Consider the following 23,206-nt stretch of genomic DNA (forward strand, 5'->3'; position numbering starts at 1 on the left):
GAGGCGCCCGAAGGGGCGCGGTCAGATCACGACAGGGCCGCCGCGAAATCGTCATAGGTGAAGCCGCGCACGAGGCGCTCGGTTCCATCGAGCTCGCGCACCGCGATGGCGGGCATCTGCACACCGTTGAACCAGTTCTTCTTCACCATGGTATACCCGGCCGCGTCCTGCATCGACAGGCGGTCACCGGGGGCGAGGTCCTTGGGAAAGCGGAATTCACCGAAAATGTCCCCCGCAAGGCAGGACTTGCCGCAGATCATCCATTCGCGATCGCCGCTCTCGTCCATCTTGGCGCTTTCGCGGTAGATCAAGAGATCGAGCATATGCGCCTCGATCGAGCTGTCGACGATGGCGAGGTTCTTGCCATTGTAGAGCGTGTCCAGAACCGTCACTTCGAGCGTGGTCGACTTGGTGATCACCGCCTCCCCGGGTTCAAGATAGACCTGCACCTCGTTCTGCCCGGCAAAGCGTTTGAGCCGTTCCGCCAACCGGTCGAGCGGATAGCCTTCGCCGGTGAAATGGATGCCGCCGCCAAGGCTGATCCAGTCCATGCGCCGGATCAGGTGACCGAAGCGCTGTTCGATCATGCCCAGCATCGCGTCGAACCGCTCGAAATCGGCATTCTCGCAATTGTTGTGGAACATGAAGCCGGACACCAGATCCGCCACAGGCTCGATCGTCTCGGGGCTATGTTCGCCCAGCCGCGAAAAGGGCCGCGCCGGATCGGCGAGATCAAAGCTCGAGGTCGAGACTCCGGGATTGACCCGCAGACCCCGCACATGGTCCCGGCTCACCGCCTCGAACCGCTCAAGCTGCTGCGCGGTGTTGAAGATCACCTTGTCCGACGAGGCCAGCACCTCGTCGATCTCATTCGGCGCCCAGGCCACGGAATAGGCATGGGTCTCACCGGGGAACTTCTCGCGCCCCAGCTTGACCTCGAACAGTGAAGAGGACGTGGTGCCGTCCATGTATTCGGACATCATGTCGAAGACCGACCATGTGGCAAAACACTTGAGCGCCAGCAGCGATTTCGCACCCGAGTTTTCGCGCAGCCACGCGATCTTTTCCATGTTCGGAAGCAGGCGGGATTTGTCGATGAGGTAATAGGGCGTCTGCATGCGCGTCGAGCCTTTCACGGGTCGGGACGGGAATGCATCGCACTGACGATGCCGGGGCCGTTTATAAGGATCGGTCCAGCCGTGCAATGGAATCTGTGGCAGTGTTTTCAGTAATTGACCTGCTCATATCCGTAAGAGCCTTGATAGTCATGCCAGTCCACAAACACGGATCGATGGTCCAGTTCAGGGCAACTTTCTCCCCATCGCTCGAGACCCAGATGGGCACCGGGCAGGGCATTTATGGAAGAGGTGAACCGCCCCGGGTTTACCGGAGAGTTTCTGGTTCAATAGTTAGGCTGCTTTTTCGTCAGCGTTCAAGCTTGCGTAGAATGCCTCCTCTGCTTCTTGTGGCGTGATGTAACCGACGGCGCTGTGAAGGCGGGTGTTGTTATACCAGTCGACCCATTTCAGAGTTTCCCATTCGACCTGACCGACCGACTTCCAGGGGCCGAGGAACTTGATGACCTCGGTCTTGAACAGGCCGATGATGCTTTCGGCGAGGGCATTATCATAGGAATCGCCGACGCTTCCGACCGAGGTATCGATGCCGGCCTCTGCGAGCCGCTCGGTGTATCGGATCGACAGGTATTGGCTGCCACGATCACTGTGATGGATCAATTTGTCAGCCTCAGACGGCGCCCTCTGGCAGATGGCCTGGTTCAGGGCATCCAAGACGAAACCAGTCGTCATCGAGGTCGAGACCCGCCAGCCAACGATCTTGCGGGCGAAGACGTCGATGATGAAAGCCACGTAGACCATTCCTTGCCAGCTGGAAACATAGGTGAAGTCGCTGACCCAAAGCTGGTTTGGCATGTCCGCCACGAAGGCTCGGTTTACCTTATCGTGCGGGCAAGGTTGTGCCGTATCGGGGTTGGTGGTGATCACCTTCTTGCCCCGCACAACGCCTTGTAATCCCATGACCTGCATCAACCTCTCCACCGTGCAGCGGGCGATATCATGGCCACTGCGGCGTAGCTGGTGCCAGACCTTGCGCGCGCCATATCGGCCCCGGCTGCCCTCGAAGGCCTGCTTGATCGCAGCCATGTCCAGCTGATCCTGCCTGGCCCGGTCCGATGCCAGATCCGGATCACGCTCCACGGCCTTGAAGGCGTAATAAGTCGATGGTGCGATCCCCAGAACCCGGCAGATCGGCCCGACACCATGGACACAACGGTGATCATCAATGAACGCGATCATTTGCGGAATGGGCGGTCGAGCTCCGCCGCTGCGAAATATGCGCTGGCCTTCTTCAGGATCTCGTTGGCCTGGCGCAGTTCACGGACCTCACGCTCAAGTTCCTTGATCCGATCCTTCTCGGCACTTGTCAGACCGGCCCGCTGCCCGGCATCGCGTTCGGCCTGCTGACACCAGACCCGCAGACTGTCCGGCGAACAGCCAAGCTTCGGCGCGATGGCCTTATAGGCGGCCGTATCGCTGGAATAATCGGTACGGTTCTCTCGAAACATCCGAACACCGCGTTCGCGAAGCTCGGCCGGATAGGCGGGGGTGAATCTCTGCTTTGTCATAGGGCTCATCCTTTGAGTGTTTTACTCTCCGGTAAACCCGGGGCGGTTCACCGGAGTCGCAGATCAAGGCTTGCGGCACATACGCTTCTTCTTCCCACTGGGCCCGACAACAGTCAGAATTATCCTCAAAACCCTCTCTTAAATGACTGTGACCATGCGGAAACCTGAAGTTTGACAAAACAAAAGCCAGCCAGGGTAGCCCCCGGGCTGGCTCTCACGAATGCGTCCATTCCCAGAGGAATGGGTTTTCGGCTCAGAGCACGCCGAAGGTGTCGTCCAATACGCCGACAAGCGGCATCAGGAAATCGCCGTTCTCTGCACTCATGGACGCCATGTAGAGCGCTTCGACAGCATCCACGGCATCGGTCAGGCTCTCGGCACTGCCCGTGAACAGAGCCATGACCTGGGCTGCGTCGTCGGTGTTCGACATGCCGCGATGCACCGCGAACAGTGCGCCCAGATCGGTTTTCTGATCGAGATAGGCACGGTCTGCGCTGCCGTCCTGAACACCGTTCAACATGGCCAGGATGAACTCGCCGCGACTGACATTGCCGTCATCCAGCTGACCCGCCCAGAAGCGCAAACCGTCAATGTCCGGCGACCGGCCCAACACGTTGTCATAAACGTCGGAGACAAATTTCAGGTTGTTCGTTCCAGCGGGATAGATCGCCAGCGTTTCCGGTTGCGTCGCGAATTCAGCCGCGATCTCTTCAAGAGACATGCCATTGGCAAAGGCCGTGCCCCAGAATGCCAGACCCACCGCATCGGGAGCGCGGTTGAAATAGGCGATGTACATCTCGACGAAGCTTTCGAAGGTCTCCTGATCGAGTGCCGTGTGACCGCCGAACTGGCGCAGGTCCATCGCGCCGCCGAACACCGGCAGCTCGGTTCCGAAATCGATCAGTTCCACATTGTCCAGCGCAATGGTGCCCAGACCGCCATCCGTACGGTCGGTGACAGTGATCCCGTCAGGGCTGAACACCAGCGTGTAATTGGTCTGGTCCCCGGCAAAGACCGCCGTGTCGACACCGTCCAGACCGTCGATACGGCCGATCTCGGATGTGGCGATCAGCGCATCATCATCTTCCGGAGTGCCCTCAAGGACACCGGTGGCACGCGGCTGCTCTGAACCCTCTGTGGGAGGCTCCGGGGTTTCCTCGGCATCGGGATCCGGCACCGGCGGTTCAGGTTCGCTGACCACGGTTTCCAGAGTTCCTGCCCCGTCGACAAAGCTCATCTGGACACTGAGCGACGCACCGCGATCATCTTCTGTGATCCGGTAGGTGTTGGCGGTGGCACCTGGAATGGGCTCGCCGTCCCGCAGCCACTGGAATCGGGCATTCGCCGGGTTGAACCCGTCGCGGTCAAACACCGCATCGGTCCGGGCCCAGAGATCGGCCCCTTCGACCGGGAAGCCAAGGATGACCAGCTTGCCGATCGGCACGGAGTTCATGAAGCCTGTCGGCGGGGTCGGGGTTTCAATCGGAGTTTCCTCGACGGGCTCTTCTTCTACCGGTGGCTGGACAACCGGGGGCGTCGTCGTGCCCCCAGGCACAGCTGGCTCGGGCTTGCTCGCAACGACTTCAAAGCTGCCACCATTGTCGAAATAGGTGTACAGAACACTGATCTGGGAGCCCCTATCCGCATTTGTCACAACGTAGGATTGGCCGGTTGCCCCCGGGATCACATCTCCGTCACGCAGTCACTGGAATTTTTTGGTGCTGTCATTGATGCCATCTGCATCGATGATGGCGTTAGGCCGGGCGATCAGCGTTTCCCCAACAAGCGCATCGCCAAGAATACTCAAAGGGCCTTGTGGCGCAGAGTTGTTCGGAGTTGGGATAGGCTCAATCCCAACGATTGTCGGCGGTGTATAAGTCCCACCGTCATCTGAGGCCGCAAGGACGGTTTTTGACTTGCTGCCGACTGTTTCCCGCGTGCCACCAAAATCCAGGTAGCTGTAGGAAACGCTGATCCCTGCCCCCTGATCTGCGGCGGTCAGGGTATATCTTTGATCGGTCGCACCCGAAATAGGCTGGCCATTGCGGAGCCACTGAAATGTTTCTGTGGCAAAGTTGATGCCATCAGCGTCTGCTATGCCATTGGGACGGGCAATAAGAGTATTCCCGACATTAGGATCTCCAAGAAAGACCAATGGTCCGACTGGTGTGGAATTGCTCACGTTACTGCCTCCTACCGAGAGATGTCCTGTTGCCTGAGAGGGTCATGCGACCGTTCCGGGCGGTGTCTGTTCATTCAACGCACAAACGTCCTTGCGAGCTGGCAAATACCGTGCCGAGGCCGTCGGATTGTATGAGATGGCCTCAAAATCGCCGACCGAGTGCGTAAAACACACAAGATTAAAACTGAATTTACACACGCCCTGCTCACTGCCATGTTCGCAACGGTCTGCGCCGCCGTTCTGATTGAGGCATCTGGTAGCATCAAATTTTCCGGCATCAAAGGGAGCAGTGGCGCGTTTGGGCGGAAAACCACGCAGATAGTGCCAGGCTTCGGGGCATGGTGTGCCCTGGTGCGGGGAATGCGCATCGCCTGTCGCGGCCAAAAGAACTGCACTCCCCTCAAGGGGTTCAGAACGTGCCGTTCGGTCGATAGATGCTGCCTCAAACGACACGCCAGACTCCTTTCCAAGCCGAGACAAAAAGCACAGGCTTTCAGCCGGTCCACTTGCGCGTTGCGAGTGCGACTTTCATTGGAAGCAAAAGCTACCGCCACATCTGGGCACAATGATGGTGGCAATAAGGATTATGCTGGGTAGACCGGGACGAATTATGGAAAATCCGTCGAACCGGGCCCTTCTGGCATGAGACGACACGCCAGAAGGGCTTGGCCTCAGGCCATGAACGGATCGTCCACCACGCCGACCAGCGGCATGAGGAATTCGCCGGTCACAGGATCCAGCGCCTCGGCGAAATCGGCGTCCATCTCAGCGCGGGCGGCCTGGACGCTGGCGGGGGTGCCGGTGAAGAGCGCCATGCTGTCACGCGCGTCCTCCACGTCGCTCATGCCGAGGATCACCGCGTAATAGACGCCGAGATCGGTCTTGGTCTCGAGGTACTGCGCATCCAGCGCCCGCTGCGCGATGGTCTCGGCGCTGTCGCCCGGTTGGGCGGGGGCGTCCACCCCTTCAAGCAGGGCCAAGATGAACTGGCTCTTGGTCACAAACCCGCCATCCAGCGCGCCCACCCAGAAGTTCAGACCCGCGGCGTCGAAGTCCCGGCCAAGCACGTTCTGGTAGACCTGCTGCGCGAAAAGGGTGTTGTTGCTCAGGTCGGGATAGGCCGCCTGGGTCTCGGGCTGATTGAAGAAATCATCCGCGATCTGCTCCAGTGTCAGCTGCCCCTTGGCCAGCACCGTGCCCCAGAAATAGAGCCCCACCGCATCCGGCGCGCGGTCGAAATAGGCGATGTAGATCTCGACGAAGGTGCGGAAATCCTCGGGCGTGAGTGTTGCGAAATCGGCGAACTGGCGCAGGTCGAAGAGGGTCAGACCCCCTGCCCCGCCGTCAAAGTAACTGCCCCCTTCGAAGTCGAGAAACTCAAACCCCGTGAGCGTGTCGGTGCCGTCGCCCGCGTCGCGGCGGTCATCCAGCACAAATCCGTCCGGCGTGATCTGCAGCGTGTAGCTGTCCTGATCGCCCGAATACCGCGCCGTATCCGTACCCTCGCCACCAGAGAGCGTGTCATTGCCCGGACTGCCCGTCACCGTGTCGTCGCCGCCCGCGCCCGACAACTCGTCACCCCCGGTGGTGCCGTCCAGCGCATCCGGCCCGTTGCCGCCCGCCTGGCTGAAATCCTCAAGCACCTGGCCCACGCCCAGCAGCGCGAAATCGTCCAGTCCCGCAGTATCGGATCCGGTGCGGTATTCGCCCCGGATCTCGATGGAATCGAGCGCCGCGAGCACCGACGTGATCTCGGCATTGGTGGCGGCCAGCCCGGTGTCCGGGTCGACCCAGCCGCCCTTGCTGTCCAGCGCGATGCTGTAATCGGTCCAGTCGAGACCCGGTCGGGCATCTGCGGGCAGGTCGATCACCAGTTCGCGCCCATCCGTGGCAATGAGCTTGGCATCGATGTCGTCGAACTGGCTGCTCAGGCTGGTCTGGAACAGCGAATAGTTCAGCGAGCCACCGGCGTCTTGAAGAACCACACATCCCCGGAGGGGCGGTCGCTGGCCTGAAGGTAGCCGTTGGTCTTGCCGCCCGTGGCGATCCATCTTGCGTCCTGCCCGTCCGCGGTGATGCGCCAGCCATCGTCGCCGGTGGCAAAGCCGTCGCGATAAGGCGCGGGCGTGCCCGTTCCGCCACCCCCGCCGCCAGCCCCCGGGAGCGAGGTCAGCGTGACCTCGTCCAGCTGGGCGGAGTCGGGGCCAGTCACGTATTCGCCCCGGATCTGGAGCGCCTGAAGGTCGTCCAGAACGGCGGCAATTTCGGCATCAGTCGTAAGCACAACATCGGTCGCCAGATCAAACCAGCCCGCCAATGCGGTCAGGCTGATGCTGTAATCGGTCCAGTCCGTGCCGGGGTTTTCGTCGATCGGAAAGTCGAACCCGATAGACCGGTCGGCCCCCACGAGGATGACATCGACCGCGTCGAACTGGCTGGAGGTGCTGGACTGGCGGATGGAATACTCCAGCGTGCCTCCTGTAAAGAGCGACAGATCCCCGGTAAAGGGGGCACCCCCTACGAAATACCAGACATCGCCCGAAACCCGGTCAAAGGCCTCGACATAGCCGCCCGTACCGCCACTGAGCGGCACATGGGTGAAATTGCGGGCATCGGCATTGGTGGTCCAGCCGCCGTCACTGGTGTTGAAATCTTCGGAGAGAATTGTCGGCATGGACCTGCGCACCTTTGAAATAAAATTATACCCGAAACAATCATTTGAGCACGATTGCTGATCTGTAAAGCTGTCTTTGCGGCCTCCCCATTCAAATCTTTATGGGCACAGAGCACTTCCGGGCACAGGGGAGACCGCAATAGACCTTGACCGCCGCTTGCCGTAACACCTTCCAGCAAGGATCAGGGTTGAGGACAGCAGAAACGAGATGGCGCAGGTTTTCTTCGATGTCAGCGACATCGTCACCTATATCCGCGAACATCGCTCGGTCAGCGGCATCCAGCGCGCCGCGGTGCGCATCATCGCCCAGGCCGTCCGGCTGCGCGGGCGCGACGTGTTCCTGAGTTTTTACCATCCGGTCAAAAAAGCCTATCTCACCTGCCCCGCCGCAGATCTGATCGACGCGCTTGAGGCCTTCGACATCGAGGCGCTGGCCCCGGCGCTGGGGGTCCGTGCGCTCAAGGCGCAGATCCCGGCGCAGTTTCTCGACCGCTACCGGGGCCAACCGGTCAAGCAGGCGGTGCATGTCGTCCGGATGCGGCTGGCGGGCAAGCTGGGCAAGCCCCGCTATTTCGAAAAGCGCGGGCTGGATTTCGCCCTCTGGCAGCGCCTCTATGGCCCGCGCAAGGCGGTGCGCCCCGTCGCCCTGCGCGCCTTTGCCAAGGTCGCCCAACCGGGCGACACGGTCTGCGGGCTGGGGGCGATCTGGGGCCGTGGCAAGGTGGAAAGTGCCTTTCGCAGCGCCCATGCGCGCGGGGTGAAGGTGGTGCTTCTGGTGCATGACCTCATCCCGATGAAGCTGCCCGAACAGGCCGATCCCAAGGCGGCGAAGAGTTATCACCAGTGGCTGGTCGGCTCGGCAGACTATGTCAGCGGCTATCTCGCCAATTCCGAGGCCACCGCGCGGGACCTGCGGGAGTTCCTGTCGGAACAAGGGCTTGGCGGCACGGTTCATGTCACCCCGCTGGCGCAGGCCGGTGTCGGCGCCGCACTTGACGGCCCCCATGCCCTCAGCCCGCTGGTGCATGAGGCCACCACGGTGCCTTACGCGCTCTGCGTGGGCACGATCGAGCCACGCAAGAACCTCTGGCGGCTGGTGCAGGTCTGGGCGCGTCTTGCGCAGCGAAACGATCTCGAGCTGCCGCGCCTCGTGCTGGCGGGCAAGCGCGGCTGGCTGACGGGCGGGTTCCTTGCGATGCTCGAGCAGACGGGCGGCCTGGGCGGCTGGGTGATCTGGCTCGATGCGCCCAGCGATGCCGAACTGGACCACCTCTACCGTCACTGCCTCTTTACCGCGACGGTCAGCCTTTACGAAGGCTGGGGCCTGCCCATCGGCGAGGGGCTGAGCTATGGCAAGACCGGGGTGGTGTCACAGACCGCGTCCATGCCCGAGGTGGGCGGCGACATGGTGGCCTATTGCGATCCTGCGTCGATGCAGAGCCTTGAGGCCGCCGTGCTGCGCTGTCTCGATCCGTCGGAGCGCGCGGCCCTGGAGGCGCGGATCGCAGACACCCCCCTGCGCAGTTGGAACGATGTGGGGCGGGACGTGATGGCGGCGCTGGAGGGTTAACTGCCTGTCAGGGAAATGTTTCGCACGCGAAACATTGGGTCCGGTTCGGTCCTATTCAGGGTTTGTTAAAGAAACGCGTCTCCAGTGCGCGTGTCACGCCTGACGGCGTTCCACGCGAAAAGGGGCGTCAGTGCTGATGCGTGCAACCTGTATTGAAACGGCTCCTGGTATCCGTTACATGTAACGACAAGGAGACACAGATGCCGACACCCGTTTCAGACCGTGTGCAGAAACATCGCGACGCGCTGCGTGCCGCAGGGCTGCGTCCGGTTCAGATCTGGGTGCCCGACACCCGCCGCTCGGGCTTTGCCGAGGAATGCCGCAGACAAGCGGCGCTGATCGCGGCGGCTGAGCGGCAGGATGCGGCTCTGCATGATTTCATGGATGCAGCGGCGGCGGATCTGGACGGGTGGAGCTGAGGCGCGGCGACCTTGTCACTGTGGCGCTTCAGGGGGCTTATGGCAAACCCCGACCTGCCCTTGTCATCCAATCCGACCAGTTCGCCGGACTGGGGTCGGTGGCGATCCTGCCGATCACATCCACTCTGCTTGATGCCCCGCTGCTGCGCCCGACGGTGGAGCCGACACCGGAGAACGGGCTGCGCGCGCAGTCCCAGATCATGCTGGACAAGCCGATGACCGTGCAGGCCGACAAGATCGGTCCGGTGTTTGGTCGTCTTGACGAAGCGACCATGGTCAGCGTGAACCAAGCGCTGGCGGTGTTTCTCGGGCTGGCGGGGTGAGCATCCTGCGGACAGATTTCGTGCCGTGATGGCATACCGATAGCGATGCGAAGAAAGCCCCCCTATTTCCTGCCATCTTCCTCAGCCTTGATGTGCACCCCGAATGCCAGGGTGTTAAGGCTCTCCGCGCTGCTGGGCCCATTTCTTGCAGAAGCCCAGAAAGGCCATTTCGGGGTTGCGCGGCGTGCTGCTGGCCCAGGCGCGCCATTCGGCCTCGATGACGTGGACGTCCCAGCCGGGGGCGGCGGCGCGGGCCATGTCGTAGACCTCCGGGTCGAGGGGCGGGATCTCCACCGCTTCGGAGCGGTCGTCCCCCACGGTGCCGCGGGACCGCGCGATGAGCTGATCCTTGTCGTCATCGATGCGGATCTCGTAATCCGGCATGTGGTTGTATTCGGAATCTTCCTTGGCGATGGCCAGAACGAGGCGGCGGAATTCGCGCAAGGTCGAGCCCGAGCCGCATTTCTTTTGCAGCACCGCCATCGACACGCGCCATTCCTTCTGCCGGCCGCAATGCTTGCGCGCCAGTTCGTAGATGCGCCGCTCCAACGGTTTGCGCAGGCGGAAATATTCGCGGCTGAGCGTGAGGACTTCCTGCGCGCGGATCGCGTTGAAGACCCAGTCGCTGAGCTTGACCTCGACCTCCTGCATGCGCCCGTCGCGGGTTTCGCGCACGATCCTGGCGCGTTCGATGAGGCCGAAGGTCTCGAAAATCTCCTGCCCGCCGGTGGTGATGTTGGTGGAGATGCGCGTGCCGGCAAGCCGCTCCATCGCGGCCTTCAGAAGGTTGTAGCCGCGCCCGGTGGTCATGCGGTTGGTGGCCTTGAGCAGGTCGGCGGCCTGAAAGCGGATCACCTGCTGGGGTTCGCGGCCTTCGTTCATGCCTTTGATGAGGCTTGAGATGCAGTAGATCAGGATGTCCCGGTCATGCACGGTGGCCAGCCCGTCCACCGAAGGCTTGATGTCGATGGTGACGCCGTTGTGTTCATAGCGGCGCGGCCGGGTGTCGGGTTTGGTGGACAGCGAGAAGATCGGATGCTCCATCGAGCCCATGTCCCCCTTGGGGGCGGCGTCGAGGATGTCGCAGACAAAGAAATCCCCCTGCGGATGGCGGTCCGGCAGCAGCGGATAGGCGGCGGGCGCTGTGGACATGGGGCAGGCTCCTGAACGACACTTCACACACAGGGCAAGGTACAACGACATTTCACACACGCCAAGGTCAAAACGACACTTCACACACAAGCGCTTCGACACTTCACACACGGGCAAGGCGGAAAACGCGAGTCGTCCCAAGGGGTTGTCGGGCGGTTTTCATGGGGGATGATTCGGGAAAAGGGAATCACCACTCTACACACGGTGAATCACCACTCTACACACGCAGAATCACCACTTTGCACACGGGGGGTGCGGGGAAGTGATTGTAAATGCTTAGAAAAATGGCCCTCAAAAGAGGCGTAACACGAGTCTAACACATATTAACACCCACAGAAGTGAGTCACGCCCGGCACACAGGCCCTCTGAAAGGAAGATCAGGGAAAGGTCTGCTTTGAAAAGATGGATGGCCGGGGGGCTTTTCCCTCCAGAGGTCCCGAGAATGGAAAGGGTTGTCGGAAAGTGCTACGAAGTAGCAGAAGGTAATACCTCATGCGGGAGATCGACATGGCAGCTGCGACATCCGTCAAACTGGACGACGACATGAAGGCGCGGGTTCAGGCCCTTGCCGAGAGCCGCAGGCGGACGTCCCACTGGATCATGCGCGAAGCGATTGCCCAGTATGTCGAGCGGGAGGAAAAACGCGAAGCCTTGCGGCAGGATACGTTGAAGGCATGGGACGAGTTTCAGACAACCGGACAGCATGCGACGGCTGAAGCGGTGGATGACTGGCTGGCAAGCTGGGGAAGTGATGCCGAGCTGACACCGCCAGAATGCCGAGAGTGATCTATGCGCCCGCCGCGATCCGGGATCTGGAGCGGCTACGCACGTTTCTTCGGGACAGGAACCCGGCTGCCGCGCAACGGGCCGGTGAGGCGATCCGGAGAGGTGTGACGCTTCTGGGGACGCAACCGGGGATCGGACGGCTTGTGGAGGATCTGCCAGACGCATTTCGCGACTGGATCGTCGATTTCGGCGACAGCGGATATGTGGTCAGATACCATGTCGGCGAGACTGGCGTGACCATCCTTGCGATCCGGCACCAGAAGGAAGCAGGCTACTCATGAGTGCTCTTACATCCGCGTCTTGAGCGCCCTGTCGTAAAGCGGCGTCTTGTGGGGTGCCTTGGCCAGGGTCTCGCGCACCCGCCGGGCATGGAGCGACAGGGCGGCATCCTCGGCAAAGCGGTCTGCGATCTCGGCGATGCCCCTCGCATAGAGTGCGGGCGTGTGGCGGGTCTCGAGCCGGGTGCGGCCGGTCTGGCCAAGGGTGGCCCCGAGGCCGCGGTCGGCATTCACGCGGCGCACGAGGTCCTGAAGGGCGGCGGTCTCGCCTTGAAGCGGGATCTTGAACACGGTGTCGTCGGGGAGTGATCCGTACCAGCCCAGATCGGTGACCACGGCGGCGGCGGCGGCGTTCCAGATGCGCAGCTGGCTGCCCGAGGCCTCACCCATGGTCGGGTATCGCAGGTTGAAGACCAGATGCGCCTTGGCCAGCGCCGCATCGAGATCCGGTTCGGGCACGAAGCCATGCACGGTAACGCGGTCCTCGAGCCCGAAGCGTTCGAGCTTTTCGCTGAGCACCGAGCGGTCCCAGACATTGCCCATGATGTCGAGGCGGAAGTCGATCTCGGTCTTGAGGGGGCCAAGCGCCTCGAGCACTTCCCAGAGGCGGCGGTTGGGGCCGATATGGCCGAACTGCACCAGCCGCAGGGGGCCGTCCTTGGCGCGCTGCGGCGACGGCGCCTTTGCTGAGGGGCGGAACGGCAGATCAAGCTGATAGGAGGGCACGATGCCCGCTGCGCGGGCAGCATCAAACGCGGCAGGCGTGTGCGACAGGACCGCGACGGCGCGGTCGAGCGCAAGGTGAAAGCCCGGATAGGTTTCCGACAGCACATTGGCGCCCGAGCGGCGCTCCAGCACGTCCTGTCCCGCCTGTCGCCCGGCCTCGCCGTACCAGCGCAGCATCTCGGCCTCGTAGAGGTCGCGGGGGAAGCCCGCAAAGCGCATGGCGTCGTGCAGCATTTCCTGAATGGCCAGATCATGCAGCACGATCACCGACGGCACCCGGCGGGCCAGTTGCAGCAGCCCGGAATGAAAGACCCAGGAATTGCCGATATGGATGAAGATCGCGTCCGGCCCGTCGCCATGGCCGGACCGCGCGAAATCGCGCGGCAGGGTGCGGTGCGGGTCGATCTTGCGCACCGGGCAGATCGCATCCACCGCCCGGTCCCAGTGGCGGGCATCAGTCCAGACGGTCAGATCGGTGGCCGCCGCCAGTTCCGGCAGGATGCGGTAGGTGTAATGGGCGATGTCGGTATTGGCCTCGGGGATAGGCGAGACCCAATGCACTTTCGGTTTCATTCCGCCCCTCCCGGCAGCGGGGTGGAGCGCACCACGCGCAGGAAGGCGTCGCGCGAACAGGGCAGCGTCAGGGTGGGGGCGCGGCCCGATCCAGTCATGGCGCCTACCCCGGACTGGTAGAGATGCAGGCGCAGGCGGCCCTGCCCGTCCGTGCCCTCCGGATCAAGCCGCAGGGCGATCTCTCCGGCGGTGTGCGGTGCGATGGGGGCGGTGATGGGTTGCATCAGGTGCTGGTGGCGCAGCGTGCCGTCGGCGTCGATCCATTCGGCCAGCACACAGGTGGCGTGATCGCCTGCGACCGCCCACCATTGGGACGAGCGGTTCTCGACGATGATCCGGGTGAGGCCGGTGGCCCCTTCCACGGACGCCACGGAGAGCGCGCCCGACATGCGGGTCGGATCGCCGTGGTAGAAGCGTTTGGGCAGGCCGGTGGCTTTGCCCGTCTTCTGCGCGAGGTAGAAGATGGTTTCGCCGCGCAAAGTCAGGTCGTCCTCGCGCGCGACCAGAAGTTCGGCTGTGCTTGGGTCCACCTTGCGGTCATAGACATCGACCGTCCGCAGCGACACGGTCTGAAGCCCTGCCGCCTGTCCCAGTTCGGGAAGCTCCTGGGGCGCGTATTCGCGGTTGTGACGCCCGTAAACGCCGCCCGAGGGCACGAAGATGCCAAACGAATAGGGGGCGATGCCGTTCAGCATTTTGTTCACGCCGCGATGGCTGACGACGTTCGGCGTGGTGAGCAGGAGATGTCCGCCGGGTTTCAGGACCCGCGCGGCCTCGGAGAAGAAGAAATACGGATCGAGCGCCAGATGTTCGAGGATCTCCATCCCCGTGACCAGATCGAAGCTGTTGTCCGCGTAGGGCCATGGGTCGCGTTCGGAATTGGCGGCCTGAAGCGTGATGTCGAAGCTGGGCAGGTCGCTCTCCCGGACGGTTCGGATGGTTTGAACGTACGGATCGGGGCCTTCCCAGAGACCCGACATCTGCACCCCCGGAAAGCGGTTGGCGAGCAGTGCCTGAAACACCAGCGGCGGGAAGACACCCACATCGAGCGCCGTGCCAATCTCGAGCCCGTCCAATGCGCGCAGCGTGGTCATGTAGCGCGTCCAGTGCGTGCCGAGATAGCTGGCAAGCCCTGCATCGATGGGGGGCGCGTCGTCGCCCAGAAGGCCCGGCAATTCGTCGAAGGCATAGGCGGCGAGCACCTCTTCGATATTGGCAAAGGGCAGGTCCTCTGGCGGCTCCGGGGGCGCGATGGCGGCCTTGAGGGTCTGGACCGCAAGGTCCTGCGGCGACAGCTCTGGTGCGGCCCCTGCGGCGCTCTGCGGGGGCATCGTGGCCTCCTGCCCCGCGCTACCCGTCACCGGGGTCGGGTGGATGGCCTGATCAGAGCGCCCGGCCAATGTCTCGACCACATGTTCCCAGGTGATCTGCATGTCGGTAAAGCGCGCAAGCCCCGCCTGCCCCATGCGTTCAGCGAGGGCCGCATCACCCATGAGTTCCTCGAAGGCCTGACCCAGATCGGCAGGCTTTGGCGCGGTGATGCGGCCCTCTTTCCCGTCGGTGATGAATTCGAGAGGTCCACCGGCGTCCGAAACGGTGATCACCGGGCGCGCGGCCAGCATCGCCTCGAGGGTGATGTAGCCGTAATCCTCGTCCTGAGGGACGAAGACGACCGCGCGCGCCTCGGCATAATGGCGCAGGAGCGTGGCGTCATCGACGCGGCCCAGCCATGTCACCCGCTTGGCCACCCCCAGTTCGAGGGCCAGCGCGTGCAGATCCTGCTGGTAGCGGGGGTTTTCGGCCACGCCCGCGATCACGAGGCGGATTTTCGATCGGGTGGCGGCCAGCCCGCGCAGGATGAGTTCGAGCCGTTTCGACGGGTTGATCCGGCCCGGTGCGAACAGGTAATCGCCGTACTCGCCCTGCCAGAGCCGCTCGGCATTGGGGGGCGGATGGTAGAGCGGTGTGGCTTCCAGATCGAGATACTGGTGCAGGCGTTTCGCCACATTGCCGGAATTGGCATAAAGCGGATGTGGGCTGGCGGTGAAGGCGGCGCGGTCCTCGGCATGGATGAGGGCGCGCAGCGCATCGCCATCGGGGTCGTGCATCAGATCGGCATCGCCCGCCGACCAGAGGTCATAGGCGGCGCGGTGCTGGTGGATGATCCAGAAGAGCTTGTTGGGGTGGTTGGCCAGCCATGCCGGGAACTTGAGGCCAATCGCCAGATCAATCGGCACACCTTCGAATTCCGAGATGTCATGCATCCGCGCGGCGAGGATGTGATCGGCCAGCACTTCACCGGGATACCATTTGAAGGGCAGCGTGATCTCGGTCGCCTCGTGGCCATAGGCGTTGAGGGCGCTGACCAGATTGGCGGCGTGGCGTTCGGCCCCGCCCTGCACGAAGGGGACCTGGGTGCGAAGGACACCGATGCGCATGGGCTTACTCCTCATCCTTTGGGGCAGGCTTGGTGCCCAGCACCGCAAGGTCCTGCGGACCAAACAGTAGGAAGGCCAGTTCGTCGTTGAAATCGGGCGTGTCGAGGAATTCCTTGAACCGCGCATGGGGGTTGAGGGCGCGCACCTCTACGGGATCAAAGCCTGCGGTGTCGAACAGCACCGTCAGCACCTGTTCCGGCATCGGTTTCAGATGCGTGGGGTCGGTGTGAAAGGTGGTGGCCCCCACCAGCACGTTGCGGGTGTGCGGTGTCTCGAAGAGCAGCACGCCCCCCGGTGCCAGCACGCGCAGCGCCTCGCGGGTGATCCACGCCACCGCGTCAAAAGGCAGGTGTTCGACAAGGTGATGGGCGCTGATCATGGCCAGGCTGCCATCGGGCTGGTCGGCCAGCGCCCGGAGTGCATCGCCCAGACGCACGTCCAGCCCCTGCTCTTTTGCCGCTTCGATCTGCACCGCGTTGGTGTCGACGCCGAAGCCCTCGATCCCGGCGCGCTTGAGCAAGCCCAGCCATTCGCCGCGCCCACAGCCGATATCCATGACCGGCTTGCCCCCCGTACGCATCACGGCGGCTTCCACATCGGGCAGGTAGATGCGCAGCCGGTCCGCGATCTCGTCGACCGACCCGCGATAGCGGTTTTCCAGCCGGTGGTAGAAGCTGTCCTTGAAGGCTTCAAAACCCTCGGATGCAGGCAGGTTGATTGGGGATGCCGGGGTGGCCAGATCCTCGGGAGCCATGCCGCTCCGCTGCCCGATCATGTCGACCCGGCGTGAGAGATCGGAGAATACACGCGCCATCAATGAGGTTTCAGACCGAAAGGTATCCTGGAGATGTGCGCGCTTATTGCGGAATTCGTGCACAAGGCTGTCGGTCAGCACGCGATGCTGGTCGAGCCGCTGTTGCAGGAGGGCGATGTCATCGAGCAGTTTGGAACCTGTTCCTCCGGTGCCCTGGAGCATGTGCCGGAGTTCGGTCACGCTGCGCTCCGTCTCCTCGGAGCTGCGCCAGGTTTCGCGGATGTCGCGGCCGAAGCGTCCCAGCTCGCCCTCGATGTCGTCCATGCGCAGCTCGGCGCGTTCAATGCGCCTGCGGGCATCCTTGGCCATGTACTCGGTCCGGCCCAGTTTGAAGATGGCCGACACATAGCGTTCCAGACGTTTGAGGGGCGTGAGTTTGCGGCGGGTGCTCATGGGTCTTGGTCCTGCTTCTGCGGAGGATGCGGGGTGCTGGTCCGTCTTGGGGGCTCCGGTCAAGCGTGCGGTGACGTTGGCGAGGGCTCCAGTTTTTGCCGGTCTTTGTGTGGCCGGGGGGGCTGTCTCTCGGGCTGGCGCGGCAAGGCGGTCGTCCACGGATGGTTGGTGCTGGGTCAACCCAGGGTCTGGCTGGGACAAATACTCTTGTGTCATGTGCGGTCCCCTCCCCTTCGACGTGTATGCGACATGTCATGCCGATCCAGGACATGATCTTTTGTGTGTTCACCGGCTGTGGCATCGCGCATCCTGCTGGGCCTTTCAAGCCGAAGCTGACCGTGAATTGTCCGAAGAGCGCAGCCACGTGCGGCGACGTCACGGGTTGTTTTGCAATTTGTACAAGGCCCAGGCCTCTTCGATGATGACACCTTGTTGCACGCCACGGAACCGTGCTTCGGCGGCGATTTCCTTTGCCACATCCGGCATCACCTTGGCGTGGACCTGACCGGTGCGGGGACTGGGTTTGCGCCCTCGGCGCTTTTGGGGGCTGCGATCGACGAAGCCGTGTTTTTCGGCAGCTTCATCTGTTCGGGCGACGGTGCCGGGACTTGTGTCTTTTGGCTTCGTGCGCAGTTTGCCGGGGTTCAAGGAGATGCTGAACGGGTTGCTCTCGGACATGGGTTAGTCCTCCTGTGCCAGACGTTTGTAGACCTGCATGGCGAAGGCGCGGGCATTGTCGCGTGCTCCGTCCATATTGCCTTGTTCTGGCATGGAGTAGAGATCGCCGCCAAAGGCGAAGAGACCGGAAAAGGCTGCGCGTTCCATCAAGGGTGGGTCGATCACGTCGACACCCTGGTCGCGGAGCGATGCTTCGATGCCTTTGTGCTGTTTTGAGACGATTGCCTTGGTCATGGTGAAGACGACGGCGTGGGGAATTTTCCGGTCGAGCGCTTCTTCTTCCTCGGCGATGAGTTGCAGGGCTCGAGCTCCGATGGTGGCGTCAAGCGTGGTGGCGCGCATGGGAGTGAGCACAATGTCGGCTTGACTGATGGCGCGGCTGACTAGACGCGAGGCCACACCCTCCAGGTCGACCACGACGATGTGGCCATCCTGATCGTTTGATTTGATCGTCCGGACGATGTCGGCCTCGGTGATGTTTGACAAGACATTGATGTTTCTTGGCAGGTCTGATTGCCCCGCCCAGAGGGAGAGCGACCTGTTCGGGTCGCAATCGAGCATGGTCACGGGGATGCCCTCATGTGCGAGCTCGGTTGCGAGGAGTACTGCGGTGGTTGATTTCCCTGCGCCCCCCTTGGGAGAGGCCACGACGATGGTTGGCACGGTAGAGTCCTCTTGGCTTATCCGATTTTATTGATGACCGGATTTACGGTTTTATCGGATTTATAGAGTAATCGGATATAATTGTAAATCCGGTAAATAATAAAATCCGATGACAAAAAATATCTGGTAAATATAATTATCCGGTATGTAAACAAATCGGATTATATGAATAATCCAATAAAACAAAATATCCAATACATGTTAAAATCCGGTAAACGGTAAAACCGGATATTCAAGGGCGGCGGCTCCTCAGTGATCAAAGTCTCCCCAGCAGCCGCGCCCTCCATCATTGGGCGCAGCCGTGCGCGACGTGGCGTTCGCCCTCTCTCACGAGCGCTGCAAGTATCAAAAGGGTGCTGATTTTTCCTCACGTTTGTTGCTATTCCGCAACCAGTGCACGCAGCTAAATAAAAAAATATATTAAAAACATTAACTTCATCAAAAGCCGTCTGGGGGTGTGTAATTTGCTATACATTTTCCCTTGTTCAGAAAGCATCTAAATATTCGAACGATGCTCAGTTGTTCTAAATGACACCCTAACGACATAAACAAGATGCTGGGGTTTTTCGGCGAGCAACAATGATCGTTGATGGGGCCGATTGAATCGGGCACCGAATTTTAAGAGGAAGACAAGCTATGGCTCTCGACCTAAGCACGCTGACCACCGAGCAACAGCTCGCAGCGATTTACATCGGTTACTACGACCGCGCGGCAGATCCCGTGGGTGAGGATTTCTGGGAAGGCGCCGTTGCCAACCCCAATCTGAGCCTTGCGGACATCGCCACGGATTTCGCAACGCAGCCCGAAACGCTGATCGCGTACCCGTTTCTGAGCGACCCGACAGCGGAGCAGGCGAACGCGTTCATCTCCGAGGTTTATCTGAACCTTTTCAACCGGGCGCCCGATGAGGCTGGTCTCGAGTTCTGGAGTGAAGCACTGCTTGCTGCCATCGATGGCACAGGCGCATTGACCGTCGGCGAGATCATTCTCTCCATCATCGAGGGTGCCCAGGATTCTGCCGAAGGCAACGACCGCACAACGATCCTGAACAAGATCGAAGTTGCGACAAGCTGGACCAATGCAGCTGACGCAGCCGCCATCGACTACACCACCGATACCGCTGCTCAGAACAGCGCCAAGTCGATCATCGAAGGTGTGACCGACGTACAGGCGACTGTCGTTGCCGCCAAGCAGACCATCGACAACTTCTTCGAGCCGGCGCCGGTTCCGGGTGAAGAATTCCTGCTGACATCGGCAACAGACGTGATCACCGGCACTGCCGATGATGACGAATTCAATGCCTACATCCAGCAGAACCCGTTTGCGGGCGGCATCTCCAACTCGCTGGCATCCGCGGATCGTCTGGGCAGTGGCGCAGGAAATGACCGCCTCTATGCCGAACTGACCTTCGAATTCCTGGGCACCAACAGTGTCGGGATGACCGACAATTCGCCCCGCATCAAAGCGATCGAAGAGATCGACATCGAAGCACGTGATTTCGGATTTGGTGGTTACGAAAGCCCGGTCTTTTTCGACGGCCCCAGCATTCTTGGCAAAGGAGAAGATGGCCCCGATATCATCGTCGATGCGAAGAACATCACCGGTCACAAGGAAATCGGTTCCTATTTCTCCGATGGCGACCTGACGATCGAAAACCTGACCACTCTTACCGCTCCGGAAGCTGAAGGCGGCGTTGCACGGAATACGTCCGAGATCACCATCACGATGGATCACACGGACAACTTCAACAGCGACTACGACGCGTCCGACCTGACTGTTCTGTTCGACAACGACTACCTGCTGTCGGGCCAGTCCAATGAAAGCGAAATCCTGTACTTCCTCCTCGACGAAGATGCAGAACTCGCTGGCCTGACCGACCGTTTGAACAACATCGACGTCGACGGTATCCGTTTCAGCATTGCGAACGCTGACGGCACCACAACCGAAATTGTTCTCGAATCCGACGAGGCAAACATCGCGGGCACGCACCAGGGCTTTGTGAACGCGCTTCAGGCACCGCTTCAGGCCTTGATCGCCGATGGCACCCTGCCTGCCGGCACGCGGATCTTCCTGGACGCAACACGCACAACCACAACCTTCATCGACGATGGTTCCGAATCCGATCCGATCCCGGCAATCGTGGTGGAGTCCGGTGACGGGTCCGAGCTGACAGCTCTGGGCTTCTCGCGGATCGAAGAAGAAATCGGTGAATACGACGTCTTCGGCCGCTTCCAGAGCTCCGGTCAGAGCACAATCGATGAACCGATCTCTGTCAACATCGACCTGCACAAGGTCGGCCGCGGTGGCGACGGTGGTGATCTGATCGTCGGTGGCAAGGCGAAGTCCGTTCAGGACGGCATTGCTGGCGGCATCGAAGTGTTCAACATCAACGTTCTGGGCGCTGGCAACGACGATCCGAACGGTGGCATGACCAAGCCGTCCAGCCTCGGTACGATCCAGTCGACACTTGGCGCGCTGGATGTTGTCAATATCGCAACCGATCCGGTCTTCGCAGCGGGCGACACCTATGCCAGCCTCGAAGTACGTGAAGGCTTCGGCGGCACCCTGAGCCTGATCAACGCGGATGCGTTCCTTGGCGACCTGACCCTGAATGGCCTGGTCAACGTGGACACGATCACGGCACAGGGCGGTGGCGATGTCACACTTGGCATCGACTATGACGGCAACGAGACCGATACAGCCTTCAGCGTGACCACTGGTGCTGGTGATGACGACATCAATATTGATCTTGATGGTGACGCGCTGGACTACGCAGGTTCTTCGCTGAACGTCGCAACAGGTGACGGTGACGATGCTGTTGTTGTTCAATTTACGTTTGATCCAGAAGACAACAACAACAACCAACTCAACCAGGCGATCCTGGACAACGTCAATATCGAAACCGGGTCTGGTGACGACTTTGTCGACGTAGATGGTGTTGGCAATGCCAATATCGAAACAGGTTCGGGCAACGACACTGTCTTCACGGATGGTGGTACTGCTACGGCTCTGTGGGCCTTCAACTTCGACAACGTGCGTGTCGATGCTCAGGGTGGCCTGGGTGGCATCACCACGGATGACCTGCCCGGCGTTCAGCCGTCGCTGGCCTATATCGGTGGTGCAACCATCACGGTAACCCTGTCCGGTGCTGGCCTTGCCAACCTGGCAGCAGGTGGTGGTGTCATGGCCGAAGCGGCAGCAGGTGCCATTGCAGGTGATGACGGCTACGAAGCGACTGCAACGATCAGCAGCTTGCTGAACGGCAACCAGTATTTCGGTACGCAGCGTGACGTGAATCTCGCCATCATCGACGCGATCGAAAGCGATGCGATCCTCAGCCAGCTTCTGACGGTTTCCATTGCTTCGAACAATACGCTGACAATCAGCTCCAACACGTCGGGCGCATTTGCACCGACCGACCTGCGGATTGATATCAGCACCGTTGATGCGGCATCGAGCACCTATGCAAACTCCGTACTGGACGAAGCACAATCCGTGTTCGGAGATTCTGATTTGTCGCTGACCGATCTGTGGGGCACAACAAGCTTCAGCACCACATCGCCGGCGGCTTATCAGGATGATACAACCGCTCCCGGTGCCGATCTGACCGACAGTGCGGATGCAAATCTCTGGTATGATGGTCTGAGCGTTGCAGGTGATGCAAACTCTGCTGACGACAACCAGAAGACAGCAGGCACGGCTGACACTACCGAAAATGACAACGTCATTAACGGCGGCGCTGGTGACGACCTCATCGTTCTGTCGACAGACTCGGTTGCGACAATGCCGACTGAGTTCACCGATGGTGGCAACAATGCACTGATCAACGGCGCAAGCAACGAGACCATCGTTTTGACGGGTTCGAACTTCGGCAACGACACCGTGATGAACTTCGAAGCGGGTGACGTGTCGACTGTGCCTGTTACTCCGCAGGAGTTTGCAGTGAACTTCTCAGGTACGGTTGCACCAAGCGCTTCTGGTGCTGTGGCCACAGAAGTAACTGTCGGGCTTACTTTGGATGGTACTCTTGTAACTGCAGTGTACTCATTCTCCACGGCCCAAACAGCAGCACAGGTTGCGGCAGGAGTTGTTGGCGCAATCAACGATGCTGTTGGCTATACAGTTGCGTCGGTTGTTGGTGGTACAACAATTCAGGTGCTTTCGGCCGATCTGGCGGGTGCGCCAACGATTTCGGTTGACGACGTTAATGCACTTGGAATCTCGGTTCAGAACTTCCCGACTTCCAGCTTCGGTGTTGGCCCTGTGGATGGTACGCCGGTTGATGTCGTTGTTGGCTCGGGCATCGACTTCCTCGACTTCACGGCTTATCTGACCAGCCAGTTTAACGACTCGGCTGCACCGGGAGCAGACTCGAATGAACTGATCGACGTGACGTTGGACAACCCTGCAGGTGACGACACTGCACCAACAGATGTTGTCCGTGCAAACGAAGTGGTTCTGGTCGATCTGAACAGCACCACAACGGCAGGCGAGACATTTGCTACAATCACGGCAGCAGATGTTGCAGCTCTGTTCAACACGACAACCGATAACTTCGGTGATCTGACTGCTGCAGGTTTCAATGCTGATGACACCTACACCAAGACTGGCAACACGCCGTCCCTGGTTGGGAATGCAACAGCGATCCTCGGCGTCGAGAACGAGGCGAATGACGGTGAGTACAAGTTCTTCCTCCTGACGTGGGATGGAGAGACTGACGACGCACCGGTATCGGCTTCGCTGCTGGGGTCCATGGACTTTGGCGACTCGCTCGATAGCCTTGCAGAAGTCAACCTTGTTGCATCGGGAGACTATAACGATCTGATCGATCAAGGCTTCTACAACTTCTTGGTATAAGACGCATTTCCAAAGCCTTTTGGGGCTTTGGACCTG

19 protein-coding genes and 1 other annotated feature are annotated in these 23,206 nt (G+C 60.8%); of the genes, 6 read left to right on the plus strand and 13 right to left on the minus strand.

The genetic code is table 11. The features are described 5' to 3' along the window. Positions 1-26: 26 nt before the first annotated feature. The 7 genes from ACK3EW_RS22820 to ACK3EW_RS22850 form a co-directional block, all read right to left on the minus strand. A complete protein-coding gene (locus ACK3EW_RS22820) occupies positions 27-1,118 on the minus strand; it encodes a carboxynorspermidine decarboxylase (RefSeq protein ID WP_493809874.1) in 1,092 nt (363 codons plus the stop codon). A 291-nt stretch (positions 1,119-1,409) separates the two neighbouring features. Then, a protein-coding gene (locus ACK3EW_RS22825; protein ID WP_493808251.1) for an IS3 family transposase occupies positions 1,410-2,644 on the minus strand; the annotation gives its coding sequence in 2 pieces (ribosomal slippage) (positions 1,410-2,344 and positions 2,344-2,644; 1,236 coding nt in all). Continuing rightward, positions 2,241-2,357: a sequence feature (AL1L pseudoknot), on the minus strand. (Overlaps the previous gene by 117 nt.) Positions 2,645-2,897: 253 nt before the next feature. Then, entirely contained in the window at positions 2,898-4,331 is a 1,434-nt protein-coding gene (locus ACK3EW_RS22830) for a DUF4214 domain-containing protein (protein ID WP_493809875.1), read from the minus strand. A 15-nt stretch (positions 4,332-4,346) separates the two neighbouring features. Beyond that, a complete protein-coding gene (locus ACK3EW_RS22835) occupies positions 4,347-4,826 on the minus strand; it encodes a hypothetical protein (protein ID WP_493809876.1) in 480 nt (159 codons plus the stop codon). Positions 4,827-4,868: 42 nt separating this feature from the next. Further along, positions 4,869-5,279 carry a hypothetical protein gene (locus tag ACK3EW_RS22840; RefSeq protein WP_493809877.1) on the minus strand — a complete coding sequence of 137 codons (411 nt, stop codon included), beginning with the start codon at positions 5,277-5,279 and terminating at the stop codon, positions 4,869-4,871. Positions 5,280-5,497: 218 nt separating this feature from the next. Next, entirely contained in the window at positions 5,498-6,811 is a 1,314-nt protein-coding gene (locus ACK3EW_RS22845; protein ID WP_493809878.1) for a DUF4214 domain-containing protein, read from the minus strand. After that, positions 6,781-7,500 (minus strand): laminin B domain-containing protein, encoded by a 720-nt coding sequence (locus ACK3EW_RS22850; protein ID WP_493809794.1) that lies wholly within the window; start codon positions 7,498-7,500, stop codon positions 6,781-6,783. The genes ACK3EW_RS22845 and ACK3EW_RS22850 overlap by 31 nt, the downstream gene beginning before the upstream one ends. Before the next feature lie 292 nt (positions 7,501-7,792). Between ACK3EW_RS22850 and ACK3EW_RS22855 the strand changes: the two genes are divergently transcribed. The 3 genes from ACK3EW_RS22855 (at position 7,793) to ACK3EW_RS22865 (ending at position 9,812) form a co-directional block, all read left to right on the plus strand. Then, positions 7,793-9,070, plus strand: coding sequence for a glycosyltransferase family 4 protein (locus ACK3EW_RS22855; RefSeq protein WP_493809795.1), 1,278 nt, complete (start codon positions 7,793-7,795; stop codon positions 9,068-9,070). Between the two features lie 200 nt (positions 9,071-9,270). Continuing rightward, complete coding sequence (locus ACK3EW_RS22860; RefSeq protein WP_493809796.1) at positions 9,271-9,489, plus strand: antitoxin MazE family protein; 219 nt, start codon at positions 9,271-9,273, stop codon at positions 9,487-9,489. Continuing rightward, positions 9,486-9,812, plus strand: coding sequence for a type II toxin-antitoxin system PemK/MazF family toxin (locus ACK3EW_RS22865; RefSeq protein WP_493809883.1), 327 nt, complete (start codon positions 9,486-9,488; stop codon positions 9,810-9,812). The genes ACK3EW_RS22860 and ACK3EW_RS22865 overlap by 4 nt, the downstream gene beginning before the upstream one ends. 114 nt (positions 9,813-9,926) lie before the next feature. On the opposite strand, the gene ACK3EW_RS22870 is transcribed toward ACK3EW_RS22865, so the two are convergent. Then, entirely contained in the window at positions 9,927-10,964 is a 1,038-nt protein-coding gene (locus tag ACK3EW_RS22870; RefSeq protein WP_493809797.1) for a replication initiator protein A, read from the minus strand. 507 nt (positions 10,965-11,471) lie between these two features. Between ACK3EW_RS22870 and ACK3EW_RS22875 the strand changes: the two genes are divergently transcribed. After that, positions 11,472-11,750 (plus strand): CopG family ribbon-helix-helix protein, encoded by a 279-nt coding sequence (locus ACK3EW_RS22875; RefSeq protein ID WP_493809798.1) that lies wholly within the window; start codon positions 11,472-11,474, stop codon positions 11,748-11,750. Then, a complete protein-coding gene (locus ACK3EW_RS22880) occupies positions 11,738-12,031 on the plus strand; it encodes a type II toxin-antitoxin system RelE/ParE family toxin (protein ID WP_493809799.1) in 294 nt (97 codons plus the stop codon). Before ACK3EW_RS22875 ends, ACK3EW_RS22880 begins: the two co-directional genes overlap by 13 nt. 6 nt (positions 12,032-12,037) lie before the next feature. Here the strand turns inward: ACK3EW_RS22880 and ACK3EW_RS22885 are convergent, their stop codons facing one another. From ACK3EW_RS22885 to ACK3EW_RS22905, 5 genes are all read right to left on the minus strand, one after another. Next, complete coding sequence (locus tag ACK3EW_RS22885; RefSeq protein ID WP_493809800.1) at positions 12,038-13,327, minus strand: glycosyltransferase; 1,290 nt, start codon at positions 13,325-13,327, stop codon at positions 12,038-12,040. Continuing rightward, on the minus strand, positions 13,324-15,765 hold the full coding sequence (locus tag ACK3EW_RS22890) for a glycosyltransferase (protein WP_493809801.1): 2,442 nt from the start codon (positions 15,763-15,765) through the stop codon (positions 13,324-13,326). Before ACK3EW_RS22890 ends, ACK3EW_RS22885 begins: the two co-directional genes overlap by 4 nt. A gap of 4 nt (positions 15,766-15,769) precedes the next feature. Continuing rightward, a complete protein-coding gene (locus ACK3EW_RS22895; protein ID WP_493809802.1) occupies positions 15,770-16,972 on the minus strand; it encodes a class I SAM-dependent methyltransferase in 1,203 nt (400 codons plus the stop codon). Between the two features lie 375 nt (positions 16,973-17,347). Continuing rightward, positions 17,348-17,650, minus strand: coding sequence for a chromosome partitioning protein ParB (locus ACK3EW_RS22900; protein ID WP_493809803.1), 303 nt, complete (start codon positions 17,648-17,650; stop codon positions 17,348-17,350). A 3-nt stretch (positions 17,651-17,653) separates the two neighbouring features. After that, positions 17,654-18,313 carry a ParA family protein gene (locus ACK3EW_RS22905; protein ID WP_493809804.1) on the minus strand — a complete coding sequence of 220 codons (660 nt, stop codon included), beginning with the start codon at positions 18,311-18,313 and terminating at the stop codon, positions 17,654-17,656. A 636-nt stretch (positions 18,314-18,949) separates the two neighbouring features. Here ACK3EW_RS22905 and ACK3EW_RS22910 point away from each other — a divergent pair. Further along, on the plus strand, positions 18,950-23,170 hold the full coding sequence (locus tag ACK3EW_RS22910; protein WP_493809805.1) for a hypothetical protein: 4,221 nt from the start codon (positions 18,950-18,952) through the stop codon (positions 23,168-23,170). Positions 23,171-23,206: the final 36 nt, after the last annotated feature.

It is taken from the genome of Marivita sp. NO-S04 (assembly GCF_059070475.1).

What these genes read in the sequence shown, in the direction of transcription:
- ACK3EW_RS22820 (WP_493809874.1), bottom strand. Translation starts at nt 1,118, where the DNA reads ATGCAGACGCCCTATTACCTCATCGACAAATCCCGCCTGCTTCCGAAC.
- ACK3EW_RS22850 (WP_493809794.1), bottom strand. Translation starts at nt 7,500, where the DNA reads ATGCCGACAATTCTCTCCGAAGATTTCAACACCAGTGACGGCGGCTGG.
- ACK3EW_RS22860 (WP_493809796.1), top strand. Translation starts at nt 9,271, where the DNA reads ATGCCGACACCCGTTTCAGACCGTGTGCAGAAACATCGCGACGCGCTG.
- ACK3EW_RS22870 (WP_493809797.1), bottom strand. Translation starts at nt 10,964, where the DNA reads ATGTCCACAGCGCCCGCCGCCTATCCGCTGCTGCCGGACCGCCATCCG.
- ACK3EW_RS22875 (WP_493809798.1), top strand. Translation starts at nt 11,472, where the DNA reads ATGGCAGCTGCGACATCCGTCAAACTGGACGACGACATGAAGGCGCGG.
- ACK3EW_RS22880 (WP_493809799.1), top strand. Translation starts at nt 11,738, where the DNA reads ATGCCGAGAGTGATCTATGCGCCCGCCGCGATCCGGGATCTGGAGCGG.
- ACK3EW_RS22885 (WP_493809800.1), bottom strand. Translation starts at nt 13,327, where the DNA reads ATGAAACCGAAAGTGCATTGGGTCTCGCCTATCCCCGAGGCCAATACC.
- ACK3EW_RS22890 (WP_493809801.1), bottom strand. Translation starts at nt 15,765, where the DNA reads ATGCGCATCGGTGTCCTTCGCACCCAGGTCCCCTTCGTGCAGGGCGGG.
- ACK3EW_RS22895 (WP_493809802.1), bottom strand. Translation starts at nt 16,972, where the DNA reads ATGAGCACCCGCCGCAAACTCACGCCCCTCAAACGTCTGGAACGCTAT.
- ACK3EW_RS22900 (WP_493809803.1), bottom strand. Translation starts at nt 17,650, where the DNA reads ATGTCCGAGAGCAACCCGTTCAGCATCTCCTTGAACCCCGGCAAACTG.
- ACK3EW_RS22910 (WP_493809805.1), top strand. Translation starts at nt 18,950, where the DNA reads ATGGCTCTCGACCTAAGCACGCTGACCACCGAGCAACAGCTCGCAGCG.